The sequence below is a fragment of the Brucella sp. 22210 genome, from assembly GCF_052045675.1.
In the GTDB taxonomy this organism is placed as follows: Bacteria; Pseudomonadota; Alphaproteobacteria; order Rhizobiales; family Rhizobiaceae; genus Brucella.
Genome location: NZ_JBQEPD010000005.1, coordinates 127804 through 140874, shown reverse-complemented (window position 1 = coordinate 140874; position 13071 = coordinate 127804). Strand labels below are relative to the sequence as shown.

Here is a 13071-nt window from a genome sequence, read left to right as displayed (position 1 = left end):
TATTTATAAAGAACCTAGAGAATTGTCGGAATGGCCCCCAGGGCAGGATACTCCCATCGCAAGCGTGCGGTTGCGGCAACGGCCCCATCTGGGTCAAGTTTCGCATCCGCCGGCGCAAATTTGAAGACGGAACCACTCTCGCACCGTAGCCTCGGGCCGGTGCGCTGGGTTCGTTTTTCCTTGCGCACGCATCTGCGTTTCTGTCTGGCGCTTGCCTCTGCCACAGTCATTGCAGGTGGCGGTTTGGTACTGGCTACCGGCGGGCTGGTACGCCACGGCCATGCCGCACAGCCAGCCTTCACCAACCCGACAGCTTTGGTTCGCCAGCATCATGCCGCCGCCAAAGACGCGCGGCTTGTACCTGCTGTGAACAACGATATGAGCCATCGTGTGTCGCGTCGTATCGATATTGCGGAAGGCGTCGAGGATGGCGATCCGCGCCTCTACACCTACCAGCATGTGGTGCTGGACGTGAAAGGCCACGACACCAGACGACCCGCCATCGACGATGCAATGGACGCATCGACAATGGCGATGAAATCTGTTGGCGTGGGCGAACCGACGCAGTCGCTATCCGAGCTGGAGCGAGGCGTTCCGGTCAATGTCAGCCTTGCCAAGCCCGCAGTCCACGAGAAGGCGGATGTGCACGAAATCATCGTTGCCCCGCAATCGCGGGAACGCATAGAAGCGCTTCTGCAAGCAGCCGGTATTGCGGCTGAAGACAGTCAAAGGCTTGAAGAAGCACTGGCCCGTACCGAGCTGTTGCCCGGTGACAATCTGGAATTGCTGGTTGATAAGAAAGACGGCAGCGATGCCGCCGCTCATGTTTCGCTTGCCCGCTTCAACCACGGCAATGCCAACAAGGCCGTCTATGGACGAGCGGATGATGGTGTGTTTCACGCCACCGGTAATGAGCGCCTGTTCGCGCGTCTGTCCCGCGATGCGATGCTGAGCGCTTATCATCCGTCGGCTCCGGCTGTCAGCAGTGATGGCAGCATCGAAACGAGGCTGGTTCAGGCTGGTGCACCGCGCGATATCGTGCGCGATGTCGAGAAGCTCGCCGATCAGAACGGCGTCGTGCTGGAGAAGGGCGCCAACTCTCCCGATCTGATCGACCTGCTTTTCAGGAAAAGTTCGGAGACGGACCCCGAGCTGGTATTCGTGGAATTTACCACGAATGGCAAAAGCAAGCGCCTCTACCGCCATGAGGGTGCGGGCGGAGCTACAGATTACTTCAACGAGGATGGCTCCTCGATGACCAAATATCTGATGCACAAGCCTTTGCCGAATGGACGTCTCAATGACGGTTTCGGCTGGCGTATCCACCCGGTTTTGCATGTCCGCAAGCACCACAACGGGGTCGATTACGACGCGCCGATCGGCTCACCGATCGTGGCTGCGGGCGATGGTGTGGTCGAGGTGATTTCGTCCGAAAAGGGATATGGCAAATATGTCCGTATTCGCCATCAGGGCGGATACAGCACCACCTATGCCCATCTTTCTTCCGCCAAGTCGGGGCTACGCATCGGCCAGCATGTGAAGCAGGGCGAAGTCATAGCCTATGTCGGCTCAACCGGTTATTCGACAGGCCCGCATCTCTATTACGAGCTGAAGGTCGGTGATCAGTATGTCGATCCGCTGACCGCGCGCCTCAATGCCGGTGAAAAGCTCTCCGGTTCGTCACTGTCGAGTTTCCGCGAGGAAATCGACCATGTCGGTCAGATCGTCGATGAAATGGCGCTGCCTATCCTGAAAGATGGCTCAGACGCCAAGGATAAAGCTGAATCGCATGACCGGCTCGGTGGCCATCAGGGGGCCGGCCCAGCTGGTGGGGGCTACGGCCGCCATTAGTTAGACAGATTACGGACGATAGGCATTCGCCAGAGCGACAAATTCCTCGACGCTCAGCGTTTCGGCGCGGCGGGTTCCGTCAATGCCGGTCTTTTCAAGCAGGGTAGCGCCGCCGATTGGCTTCAGGCTTTGGCGCAGCATTTTCCGCCTTTGGCCGAAAGCAGCCTGAGTCACCTGACCGAGCGCTGCCGCGTTGCAGGGCAGCGGATTTTCCAACGGTACGATATGAACCACCGATGACATGACTTTCGGCGGCGGCGTAAAGGCCTGCGGGGGCACGTCGAAAGCAATTCTCGATTTTGTCCGCCAGCCTGCAAGCACGCCGAGACGGCCATAATGATCGCTGTCAGGCGCTGCCACGATGCGTTCCGCCACTTCGCGCTGGAACATCAGCGTCATGGAGGAATAGAAGGGCGGCCATGGCTCAGACAGAAGCCAGTTCAGCAGCAATTGCGTGCCGACATTATAGGGCAGATTGGCGACGATCCGTGGCTTCGGCCCATCGGGAAACAGTGTCTTGAAATCCTGCTCCAGCGCATCACCGGAAATAATCCGCAGGCGGCTTGGATAATGCGCTTCAATCTCCGCCAGTGCCTCAAGGCAGCGTTCGTCGCGCTCGATTGCTGTTACATAGGCGTCTTGCGCCAGAAGGGCGCGGGTCAGCCCGCCGGGGCCGGGGCCAACCTCGATGACGGGCTGGTCTTTAAGGTCACCTGCCTGCCGGGCGATCTTGGACGTCAAATTGAGATCGAACAGAAAATTCTGCCCGAGCGACTTCTTCGGCATCAGATCATGCCGTTCGATGACTTCGCGAAGCGGGGGCAGGTTGTCGATGCTCATGCCTTGGTACCTGTTGTATTTTCTGCAAGCTCGTGGGCAAGCCGGATCGCCGCAATCAGGCTGTCCGGTCGCGCAATGCCCTGACCTGCAATGTCGAACGCTGTGCCATGGTCCGGCGAGGTGCGGATAAAGGGTAGGCCGAGCGTCACATTGACGGTTTCGTCGAACGCCAGCGCCTTGGCCGGAATCAGCGCCTGATCGTGATACATGCAGATTGCAGCATCGTAAGCAGCCCGCGCTTGACGGTGAAACATCGTATCGGCGGGCAGGGGGCCGCGCACATCAATGCCGTCGCGCAGCAGCTGTTCGACTGCCGGGCGAATGATGTCATCATCTTCCTTGCCGAGTGCTCCGCCTTCGCCCGCATGGGGGTTGAGGCCGGAAAGCGCCAGACGCGGCTGGGCAATGCCGAACCGTTCGCGCAGTTCGCGTGCCGTAATGCGCGACACTTCAAGAATATTCTCGGTCGTGAGCTGTCGCGGCACTTCGGCAAGCGGAATGTGAATGGTCACCGGCACTGCGCGCAATTGCGGTCCGCCCAGCATCATCACAGGAGTGATTTCGGTGCCGACGTGACGGCTAGCAAGCTCCGCCAGAAATTCCGTATGTCCCAGATGTCGGAAACCGGCTTCATAAAGCGGCTTCTTCGCAATCGGGCAAGTGACGACAGCGGACGTCTCGCTAGCGAGCGTGAGAGCGACGGCGCGTTCAATTGCTTCAACTGTACCGGCTGCGTTCTCCGCCAGCGGTTTGCCGGGGCTTTCTGTGTGCCTGTTGATGAGCGGCAAGACAGGCAATGCACGCGCAAAAACGCTCCGCGATGCGGTGGCATCTGCAACTGCCTCAATCTGAACGTCGAAATTGAGAAGCCGCGCGCGCGCTTCCAATTGTGCGGGATCTGCCAGCAACATGAAGGGCGGCAGGGATAGTTCATCCCGCTTGAGCCAGACGGCCAGCGCAATATCCGCGCCAACGCCGGACGGGTCGCCGATAGTAACCGCGAGCGGAAGAACAGATTTTGCGCACATGGCTTTGATTCCAAAAATAAAAGCTGGCAACCGGAAGGACCGTGCCAGCTCATATCATTGCCTTATCCTGAACGACAGCATTGCTGCCGCCGGAATTTTAGCGATTAACGATGGTGGCCTTCTTGCGCAACTCATCCAGATATTTGGTGGAGAGCGCGTCAGCCTTCTTTTCCTGACCTTCCGGCGAGTCCGCTCCCTCCATGGAGAAAACGAGCTGGGCGACGCGGTCGTCCGACAGCTGGCGCGTGGCGCAGACTGCGAGGAACTCGACACCCTTTTCGGTATCGTGCGGCGGTGTCGTGCGTCCTACGCCGGCTGCCTTCACATCCTTGGCCCATTCGCCCGGCAGCTGCTGTTCGATAATGCGTCCAAGATCGCGGACGGTCACGTCGATGATACCCTTGGCCTGCTGGCGGGTGGCGTCACAGCTCTGGAAGCGCGAACGAAGCGCATTGGCTTCCTGACGACGCTTCGCGAGAAGTGCCGGAGACCGTTTCGAGGTCGGGACGACAAAAATCACCTGCTGAAGATGATATTCGGTTGCGACTGGTTTCTTGCCGCCATCCTTCAGTATGCGCTGTACAGCATCCTGCTCACTGACCATGCCGGTTGCACGGAAGCGAGCGCTGACGAGGCGGCCCCAGCCCATCTGGACCATGATGTATTTCTTGAAGTGGTCCGGCGTAACGCCTGCCTGATTCAACACCTGGTTCATCTGGGCGAGGGTCATCTTGTTGCGGGACGCGAAGCCCGCATAGGCCTGATCGACTTCCTGATCGGAGACACTGATGTTGCGGCTCTTCATCTCGATTCGCTTCAGCATTTCGTCAGTCAGTTCCTGACGCGCGAGCTGGGTGAGATTGCCGCCTTTGCGTTGCAGCTTCAAAAAAGCCATCCGGTGCTGGATATCACCATTGGTGATGGCATTGCCGGATACGACAACCTTGACCTCACCTTCCCCAGCGGCAAAAGCCGAAGAGGGAAGTGCAACCGTGCCGAGCGCCGTCAGGCAGACAGTCGCGCTTAACAGGGAGGCGAAAAGAGGTCTTGCAAACATCATCTTGTTTCCCGATTTCCTTGCGGTCGGTGAACGAAACCCGTCACCGGATGTGTTCATTCGGTTTCGGATATGCTTGTCATCGAGCCGCAAGAGTATCGGAAACCAACTATAGTGCTGTCTGTATAGAGGAGGCAGTGCGGCGAAACAATGACCCTCGCGCATTTTACAAGACGATTGAGGGCTGCTTACTGAACGAAATCGCAATTTCTTGGAGAAGACGATTTCTATGCGAAATGTCCCAGAGCACAGATGACCGGAAACAAAAGAATATGTTTCCGGTCATAAATTTTAGAAGGTCTGGTTGCCGCTGCCGATGTCGCCGAGCGTGCGCAGCGAGATATTGAACCCGATACCGTGCGATGCCTTGTCCTCACCCGGGTTACGCGTCTGCGTGTAAGCCATCATATAGGTGAAGCACTCATCATCATAGGCAAGGCCAGATGACGCACGGACCAGCGTGCTGGACACAAGGTCATAAGTACCAGATCCGAACACGCGCCAGTTGGCGTTGACCTTCGCCGAAGCCGTACCGGTCACTTCCTGACGCAGATCGTTATAGCCATAGGCCGGCTGCGGTGTGATGTAGGCATATTGCGCTGTCAGCGTCAGCTTTTTCCAGCTCTGCTGCACTTCAAGTTCGCCACGACGCACGGACAGGCTGTCCTTGTCGAAACGACCGCGGGCGGCCAGGGCCAGACCAGTTGAATTGGACGTGCCGATCATCGCAACATAGTCGGAGCGAGCGCTGTCTAGACCCGAATCTGCACCAACATTTACGAAGTCGCTCGTGGCATAGGAATTCAGACCGCCAAGCTGGAACGACTGACCAGCCAAAGCGTAAAGCGACCAGTCGCTGTTGCTGAAGCTTCCAGAATAGCGGAAGCCGAGATTGGCGCGCGTGCCACCTTCAACGCGGTCATAGCCAGAGAACTTGTCGCGCGAGAACAGGTTCGTCGCGTCAAACACGAAGCTCTGAGCGTCTTCGTTTGGCAGTTCACCGGCATAACGCTCATTGTTGCGCACATAAATCTGCGCAATAGGCTCAATGATATGCGTTGAACTGGTGGTCGAGAACAGAATCGGCCAGCGCAGTTCGAGACCCGCTGTGGCCATTGCCCGCAGCGCTTCGGAGCGTACGACGGCGTCTGTATAGCCAGCAGACGAAAGATCAAGGCTCGTATTGGCGCCAATTGCATCCGCGCGCAACGCGAGCAACGGCGTGATAACCAAACCGGACGGCGTAATATAAGTGCGCTGCCATTCCGCTTCGCTCGTCAAGCGAGCACTAGTACCACCAAAACCGGGAACGCGCGGGTAGCGAGTACCAGCAGGCGTCACGTTATCGTTTTCTCGATAAAGGGCCTGCAGGTTGGTGTTGATGTTCAGCTCACCCCCATAGACAGGCTCAGGAACCGTGTAGGAATAGTCCAAACTTGGGAAAACCCAAGGTTGCTTCGAATGAATCTCATTTGAATCAGTTGGCAAGAGAGATTCTTGCACATTAAAACGATAGAAATTCAGATCGAAATAATTACGATTGTCGATGCCGGTCAGGTAAATTTTCGAAACCTGCGTTCCGGCATTATATCCTTCGATACTATAGGTACGGCTGAAGTTGCGATCACTCTGGGCCATGACGTCCCAGCCGTAGCGCCAGCGCGAATTGATCTCGAAATCACCCTTCGAAGCGATCATACCACGATTGTCGACATCGCGATCAACGGTCGCGACATCGAACTCGCCGGGCTTGGCCTGATGCATGCCCGCGATGCGCAGATTATAGGTGCCGTTCTCCAGACGATGACGCCACTCGGCTTCGTTCAGGAAGCCTTGCTTCGTGTAATAGGTCGACGAAAGGGTCACGTCGTAATTCGGTGCAAGAGCCCAGAAATAGGAGTTCTTGATGCCGAAGCCCAGATCGTCCTTGTAAGCAAAGCCTGGGAACAGGAAGCCGCTCTTGCGCTTGACCGTCGGGTCAGCCATTTCGAAGGCAGGGAACCATGCCAGCGGCATGCCCAGGAACTCGAACTGGCCGCGTTCGAAACGAACGGTCTTCGTTGTGCTGTTCCAGATGATCTTGCGGGCCTTGATCTGCCACAGAACAGGCCTGTCGGGGTCTTTCTTACATGCTTCGCAAGCCGTGTAGACGCCATTATTGAATGTTGTGATTTCACCGTTGCTGCGCTCGGCGCTTTCAGCGGCAAAACGTGTATTGTCCGTCGTCTCGACGCGCAGGCCATTCACAAAGCCGTCGCGGAAACTATCGGTGACATCCATATGATCGGAATAGATCTTGTTGCCGTCACGTTCGACGACCTCAACATTCCCGGTCGCGGTCATGCGGCGGGTCTGCTGATTATAGGTCACCTTATCTGCGACAAGGCGATTGCCGTCATACTCGATCTTGACCCGACCTTGAGCGGTTACGGTGTTCACATCGCGATCATAGACAAGCTCATCGGCCTGCAGAAGCATCCGGGCATTTGGATCGCTCTTGTAATTGGCACCGAGTGCCTCCTGCGCCAAAGCGGGCGAGGGCATGACTGCGACAGAAATGAAAGGCAAAGCAAGGACGCACGCCAACGCCGTCCCACGCGAGAAGCGTGAGAGCAGATGGGGCAATACCATGCGGGTGTTACTCAAACCCACTAACCATCCTCCTTATGCAACAAAAAGGAGACACCAAAGAATGTCGCAATAATCACAGGAACCCAGGCAGCTACAAACGGCGGAACGAATCCCGCATTGCCGAATGCTTTGACCAGTACCGAAACGACATAAAGCATGAAGCCAGCAACAACGCCACCCAGAATCATCGCACCGGACTGACCGAAACGCACAAATTTCAGGGACACTGTTGCAGCAATGAGAGTCATCGCCATCAGAAGCGCAGGCAATGCCAGAAGTGACTGGTATTGCATGTCAAATGCGTTTGCCGAATAGCCGAATGAACGCGCAACTTCGATCTTGTGTCGTAATTCAGTGAAGGGAATCGTATCGGGAGAAGCGAGCTTCTCTTCGACATATTCCGGACGCAGCTGCGTAGGGATAGCAAAGCTGGCCATTTTCTTGGGCTCTTCGCCGCGCGCGAATCGCGTCACGTCGTTGAGCTGCCAATGACCATCCATCAGTTGTGCGGTGCGGGCGTCGTAGCGCACGCTGATATTCTTTTGGCTGTCGAACTGGATGAAAGTCGCGTCGGCAAGCGTCGCGCCCTGATCCAGAATGCTCTTTGCGCCAATGATCGTTTCGCCTTCATCGGTCTTCTGGCGAAGCCAGGGATCGCGCAGTGCGGAAACGTCGGTAGTCTTGCCGTTTTTCCACGTTGCTGCAATTTCCTCAGCCTTGGAGAAACCATAAGCGGCGAGCGGATTGAGCACGAAAATCGTCGCGACACCGAATAGCAGCGCGCCGAGGCAGGCTGGCAGCAGAAACTGCCAGGCTGAAACACCGACTGAACGCGCTACAACCAGCTCATATTTGCGGTTCAGCGAAATCAGTGTCGCCATGGCCGAGAACAGTGCCACGAAGGGAATCATCTGCTGCATGATGAACGGCACGCGCATGGCCGAAATGCCGAGCGCTGCCCAAACCGTGTAATCAGGCAGATTTGAAAGTTTGCTGGCGTTCTCGGTAAAGTCGAGAAGCATCGAAAGCGCGAAAATACCCAGCAGAAAATAGAAGGTGATCTGCACGTAACGCGTGAAGAAGTAGCGACCAAGTGTCCAGCCGATCATGCCTGACCTCCCGCATTGCCGCGGAAGCGGCCCATCACGCGATCATAAAGATCGGAAATGATCTGCTTGAAGCGATCGAAGTTGTCGAGAATCCGGTCGTTCCACTTGCTGGGCAGTCCGATGCTGCGCCCGGTCGCCAGCGCAAAGCCGGTTACGAGCATGACGACGATGGGCACCAGATACATGACGAGTATATAGGCTTCTTCCTTGTCGGCGCGGTCGGAGGCGAAATACCCGGCCCAATAGACGAGCAAAGCAGTACTGATGGCCGAAAAGGATGCAGAAACGCGCGCTTCACGATGCGAACGGGAATCGCCTGCAAAAGCCAGCGCGATCATGGCGAAGACCACCGGATAGAGCCATTGCGTCAAACGTCGGTGCAATTCCGCCTTGTAACGGAGCGGGCGCGTTTGCAGGATCGGATCGTTTGGATCCGGATTGAGCAGATAAGACAGCGGACGGTCTTTCGCATAGATCACGAAATCGTCGCCAGCGGACGCAAACTGGCTGAGATCGAATGCGTAGGAATCGAATTTGATGATCGAAACCGTGCCATCGGAAACGCTGCGGCGCTGCACTTCACCATTCTGCATCAGAAGCATATTGGCGCCGGTATCCGTCGTGGCGATGCCGCCATCGGCTGCGTAGTAGATGAGATCGAGCGACGGATCGCGGGAATCGGCGATGAAAAGACCGCCGATGCTGCCATCGGCACGGCGCTCAGCCACCTGAATATAGAGATTATCGGCAAGCTTGCGGAAGCTGCCTTCCTGCACGATCAGATTGACGAGGTCTGCGCTGGCATTGGCGATCATGGCGCGCATGTTCATGCGCGCATAGGGATCGACATAATTGGCGACCAGAAACGAAACGATGGAAATCACGGCGGCCAGCATCAGGATCGGGCGCATCACCGCACTACGGGGCGCACCGGATGCATTGATGACGACAAGCTCGGAATCCTGGTTCATCGTCGAAAGTGTCTGCGTGATGGCGATGATCAGCGCAAAGGGCATCACCAGCGGAATGGCAGACGGGATCAAAAGCGAACTGAACTGAATGATCGTCTGAAAAGTCTGGCCGCTGGTTGTCAGAAAGTCGATGCGCTGAAGCACCTGCACCGTCCACGTAATGCCCACCGCTGCGCCCAGCACAGCGAGGAACATGATCGCCACGCGGCGCAGGATGTACAACTCTATCAATCGCATAGGTGGAGTCTACATCCCGGTTCCGTTGAAGGAGCCCATTCACAATTATGGAACGGCACTCCCAATAATGAACTTAATCTAATGCCGCTTGGCTAAGATTGCCCGAATAAACGCAGTTAACAGATTACTAAAAGCGAAGCGCTGGCGCTAGCTCCCGTCTGTTAAAAGGATTGAACTGCCTGAGGCAACATGTTTCTGCGCAACTGCTGAATGAAAAGACCGAGGTGTGACTAGGATATCGATTGCATTTGATGACGGTTCGCCCAAGTTAACGCAAAACTGATAAGGAAGGGCTTGCACCCTTGCTGTTTCGCCATATTCGTCTCACATGAGTGGGAAAAAGTCGCGACACAATCGTGTCATTTATCAATGGGCCATCGGTTTGGAGTTATCATGTCTAAACGTCCTTCGATTTCTTTCGGCGAGTTTGAAGCACCGGAAAAAGGCGTAGCCATCGTTCTGGTTGCCAAAGGCGGAGGCTTCGCTGAAGAAGCGGCAAAGGCCGTCGGCGGGGCGGAAAAGATTGCGCGCATCCTCGAAATCTCCGATTTCACCGGCGCATTGGGCAAAACCGCTGAAGCAATCGAAACGACGGCTGGCGGTATCGACAAGATCGTTCTGGTCGGCGTCGGCGAGCCGGGCAAGCTTGGGAATGACGACTGGCTGAAGATCGGCGGCGCGGCATTTTCGCGAATCGGCAAATCGGAACGCGCGACGGTCACGCTGGCCCTGCCGGAAACGACGATTGCCGGTGATGAAGCGGCTGACGTCGCGCTGGGCATGATCCTGCGCTCCTACAAGTTCGACCGTTACAAGACGCGCAAGAACGAGGAAAATGCAGAACCGAAGCACGCTGCGAAGATCACCATCAATGTTGCTGACACGCACAGCGCGAAGAAGGCCTTCGAAGTAGCCGAAGCCATCTCGGACGGCGTCATTCAGGCTCGCAATCTCGTCAATGAACCGGCCAATGTGCTGGGCCCGGTGGAATTTGCCGAAGAAGCGGAAAAGCTTGAGAAGCTCGGCGTTAAAATCGAGATCCTCGGCGAAAAAGAAATGAAGAAGCTCGGCATGGGCGCGCTTCTCGGTGTTGCGCAGGGTTCGGTGCGTCCGCCACGTCTCGTCATCATGGAATGGCAGGGCGCGAAGGGCAAAGAAAAGCCGGTTGCCTTTGTCGGCAAGGGCGTCGTGTTCGACACGGGCGGCATTTCCATCAAGCCGGCTGGCGGCATGGAAGACATGAAGGGCGACATGGGCGGCGCTGCTGCCGTGACGGGCCTGATGCGTGCGCTCGCTGGACGCAAGGCCAAGGTCAACGCGATTGGCGTGATCGGCCTTGTGGAAAACATGCCCGATGGCAATGCACAGCGCCCGGGAGACATCGTCACGACCATGTCTGGCCAGACCATCGAGGTTATCAACACTGATGCCGAGGGCCGTCTGGTTCTGGCCGATGCGCTACATTACACCAATGATCGCTTCAAGCCGCGTTTCATTATCAATCTGGCTACGCTGACCGGCGCGGTCATGGTGGCGCTTGGCCAGTATCATGCAGGCCTGTTCTCGAACGATGATGAGCTTGCAGACCAGCTTTACGATGCCGGTCAGGCAACGGGCGAGAAGCTGTGGCGTCTGCCGCTTGGCGCCGAATACGACAAGATGATCGATTCGAAATTCGCCGATATGAAGAACAGCGCCGGTCGTTACGGCGGCTCGATCACTGCTGCGCAGTTTCTGAAGCGCTTCGTGGGCGAAACGCCTTGGGCGCATCTCGACGTGGCAGGCACGGCAATGGGATCACCCGCAAACGAATATAGCCAGACCTGGGCGTCCGGCTATGGTGTGCGTTTGCTCGACCGCCTTGTCCGCGATCATTTCGAGAGCTAAACTCTTTTGGAAACAAGAAGATGGGGCGGAAATGTGAATCATTTTCTCCGCCCCGCTTCGAAAACGTTCTGGAACATGCATGGCGGAAATCCTGTTCTACCATCTGACGGAATCGACACTCGACGAAGCCCTGCCGGGTCTCGTCGAGCGGTCGCTTGGGCGCGGCTGGCGCGTGACGGTGCAGACCGTCAGCGAAGAGAGACGCGATGCGCTCGATAATCTGTTGTGGACTTTTTCCGACACGTCCTTTGTTGCCCACGGCACTGATGCGGAACCGCACCCGGACCAGCAGCCTGTCCTGCTGACGACGACCGAAAACAATGCCAATGGCGCGACCGTCCGCTTTCTGGTGGAAGGCGCAGGGCTCGAACAGGTCGGCAATTATGAACGGCTTGTGGTTATGTTCGACGGCCACGATCAGGACCAGCTCGATATTGCACGCGGACAATGGAAAGCCTTCAAGGCGGAGAATCATGATTTGACTTACTGGCAGCAGACGCCTGATCGCCGCTGGGAGCGGAAAGCCTGATGCGTCCAGTTTTTGTTGCGATGATCGTGGCGGGCGTCGGGCTCGGTCTGGGCTATCCCTGGTATATGCGCCATTTCACTGGCAGCGAGATCGGCCGCTGGACGATGCTGGAAAATCGCCAGAGCGGCTTCAAGGTGCAGCAAGTGCGACTTGAGGCTGGCGATGCGCCGGTGCGCGTTTTCATTGATGCCACGCCTTTGCCCGGCTATGTCCCGGCGGAACGTCGGTCCGCGCTGACGCTTGCCGTCAGCCGCGATGGTCAGCCGGTTCTGTCGCAGGGGCTCGATTTCGTGTCCAACAGCAGCTCGATCAATACGGACCGCCCGCAGGATGGAACGCCGCTGCGCCAGAGTGCAGGCGATTTCGATCCGGTCATTCCGGGCCAATATGCGTTTCGTCTCGTTCAGGGCAATACGGACGGCCTGCAGATATCGAAGGCCGATCTGGTTCTGCGCCGTGGGGCGGAAACGCCGGACGAAACCTTTACGACCATCGGTCTGGTTCTGGGGGTGCTGGGCGTATACGGCCTGATGCGCACCCGACTGCGCCGACAGAGCTGAGCCATGCAGTTCGTTCGCACCGTTACAGATCGTTTGCTTCTGCTTCTTCTGTCGGCTGTGCTGGCATTTATCGCCTTGTTTCCGCTTGAGAAGCTGGGCGTTTTCGGTTCGTCTTTTGAAGGATCGAGCGGTTACGCCGCAATCTATTTCGGGTTCCCGATCCTGACTATTATTTTCGCGGTTCTGGCGGTTCGGTTCGCGCCAAGGCCGTTGCCGGTCTGGGCACGCATCGTCGGATGGGTGCTGCTGGCGCTTGTTTTCGCTCTTGGGTTTCTCGGCTGAGTGATGGCGGGTTTAGGGCGCGTTTCGNAGATCGAAACGCGCCCTAATTCTCTGTTTGAGGCGCATCTTTTCCGAAAACCGTTTCACAC

General features: G+C 56.9%; 11 protein-coding genes. 5 read left to right on the top strand and 6 right to left on the bottom strand.

What is annotated here, in order from left to right; translation table 11 throughout:
* The first annotated feature begins 30 nt into the window (after positions 1-30).
* Positions 31-1851, top strand: coding sequence for a M23 family metallopeptidase (locus ACTJKP_RS09230; protein ID WP_440630415.1), 1821 nt, complete (start codon positions 31-33; stop codon positions 1849-1851).
* A gap of 9 nt (positions 1852-1860) precedes the next feature.
* Here ACTJKP_RS09230 and rsmA read toward each other — a convergent pair whose 3' ends face one another.
* The 6 genes from rsmA to lptF all read right to left on the bottom strand — a co-directional run bounded on the left by rsmA (position 1861) and on the right by lptF (position 9724).
* The gene (gene rsmA / locus ACTJKP_RS09225; protein WP_440630414.1) at positions 1861-2691 is read right to left on the bottom strand and encodes a 16S rRNA (adenine(1518)-N(6)/adenine(1519)-N(6))-dimethyltransferase RsmA; all 831 of its coding nucleotides are present in this window, start codon (positions 2689-2691) and stop codon (positions 1861-1863) included.
* Complete coding sequence (gene pdxA, locus ACTJKP_RS09220; RefSeq protein ID WP_440630413.1) at positions 2688-3719, bottom strand: 4-hydroxythreonine-4-phosphate dehydrogenase PdxA; 1032 nt, start codon at positions 3717-3719, stop codon at positions 2688-2690. The genes rsmA and pdxA overlap by 4 nt, the downstream gene beginning before the upstream one ends.
* Positions 3720-3816: 97 nt before the next feature.
* The gene (locus tag ACTJKP_RS09215; protein WP_440630412.1) at positions 3817-4779 is read right to left on the bottom strand and encodes a SurA N-terminal domain-containing protein; all 963 of its coding nucleotides are present in this window, start codon (positions 4777-4779) and stop codon (positions 3817-3819) included.
* A 288-nt stretch (positions 4780-5067) separates the two neighbouring features.
* Positions 5068-7407 carry an LPS-assembly protein LptD gene (locus tag ACTJKP_RS09210; RefSeq protein WP_440630494.1) on the bottom strand — a complete coding sequence of 780 codons (2340 nt, stop codon included), beginning with the start codon at positions 7405-7407 and terminating at the stop codon, positions 5068-5070.
* Positions 7408-7427: 20 nt separating this feature from the next.
* Positions 7428-8516, bottom strand: coding sequence for an LPS export ABC transporter permease LptG (gene lptG, locus ACTJKP_RS09205; protein WP_078340735.1), 1089 nt, complete (start codon positions 8514-8516; stop codon positions 7428-7430).
* Positions 8513-9724 carry an LPS export ABC transporter permease LptF gene (gene lptF, locus ACTJKP_RS09200; RefSeq protein WP_440630411.1) on the bottom strand — a complete coding sequence of 404 codons (1212 nt, stop codon included), beginning with the start codon at positions 9722-9724 and terminating at the stop codon, positions 8513-8515. The genes lptG and lptF overlap by 4 nt, the downstream gene beginning before the upstream one ends.
* 393 nt (positions 9725-10117) lie before the next feature.
* On the opposite strand from lptF, the gene ACTJKP_RS09195 reads away from it, so the two are divergent.
* The 4 genes from ACTJKP_RS09195 to ACTJKP_RS09180 all read left to right on the top strand — a co-directional run bounded on the left by ACTJKP_RS09195 (position 10118) and on the right by ACTJKP_RS09180 (position 12982).
* Positions 10118-11611 (top strand): leucyl aminopeptidase, encoded by a 1494-nt coding sequence (locus tag ACTJKP_RS09195; RefSeq protein WP_280991841.1) that lies wholly within the window; start codon positions 10118-10120, stop codon positions 11609-11611.
* A 79-nt stretch (positions 11612-11690) separates the two neighbouring features.
* Entirely contained in the window at positions 11691-12140 is a 450-nt protein-coding gene (locus ACTJKP_RS09190; protein ID WP_078340737.1) for a DNA polymerase III subunit chi, read from the top strand.
* Entirely contained in the window at positions 12140-12700 is a 561-nt protein-coding gene (gene bspB, locus ACTJKP_RS09185; protein WP_440630410.1) for a type IV secretion system effector BspB, read from the top strand. The genes ACTJKP_RS09190 and bspB overlap by 1 nt, the downstream gene beginning before the upstream one ends.
* A 3-nt stretch (positions 12701-12703) precedes the next feature.
* The gene (locus tag ACTJKP_RS09180; RefSeq protein ID WP_440630409.1) at positions 12704-12982 is read left to right on the top strand and encodes a hypothetical protein; all 279 of its coding nucleotides are present in this window, start codon (positions 12704-12706) and stop codon (positions 12980-12982) included.
* Positions 12983-13071: the final 89 nt, after the last annotated feature.

What these genes read in the sequence shown, in the direction of transcription:
- ACTJKP_RS09230 (WP_440630415.1), top strand. Translation starts at nt 31, where the DNA reads ATGGCCCCCAGGGCAGGATACTCCCATCGCAAGCGTGCGGTTGCGGCA.
- rsmA (WP_440630414.1), bottom strand. Translation starts at nt 2,691, where the DNA reads ATGAGCATCGACAACCTGCCCCCGCTTCGCGAAGTCATCGAACGGCAT.
- pdxA (WP_440630413.1), bottom strand. Translation starts at nt 3,719, where the DNA reads ATGTGCGCAAAATCTGTTCTTCCGCTCGCGGTTACTATCGGCGACCCG.
- ACTJKP_RS09215 (WP_440630412.1), bottom strand. Translation starts at nt 4,779, where the DNA reads ATGATGTTTGCAAGACCTCTTTTCGCCTCCCTGTTAAGCGCGACTGTC.
- ACTJKP_RS09210 (WP_440630494.1), bottom strand. Translation starts at nt 7,407, where the DNA reads ATGGTATTGCCCCATCTGCTCTCACGCTTCTCGCGTGGGACGGCGTTG.
- lptG (WP_078340735.1), bottom strand. Translation starts at nt 8,516, where the DNA reads ATGATCGGCTGGACACTTGGTCGCTACTTCTTCACGCGTTACGTGCAG.
- lptF (WP_440630411.1), bottom strand. Translation starts at nt 9,724, where the DNA reads ATGCGATTGATAGAGTTGTACATCCTGCGCCGCGTGGCGATCATGTTC.
- ACTJKP_RS09195 (WP_280991841.1), top strand. Translation starts at nt 10,118, where the DNA reads ATGTCTAAACGTCCTTCGATTTCTTTCGGCGAGTTTGAAGCACCGGAA.
- ACTJKP_RS09190 (WP_078340737.1), top strand. Translation starts at nt 11,691, where the DNA reads ATGGCGGAAATCCTGTTCTACCATCTGACGGAATCGACACTCGACGAA.
- bspB (WP_440630410.1), top strand. Translation starts at nt 12,140, where the DNA reads ATGCGTCCAGTTTTTGTTGCGATGATCGTGGCGGGCGTCGGGCTCGGT.
- ACTJKP_RS09180 (WP_440630409.1), top strand. Translation starts at nt 12,704, where the DNA reads ATGCAGTTCGTTCGCACCGTTACAGATCGTTTGCTTCTGCTTCTTCTG.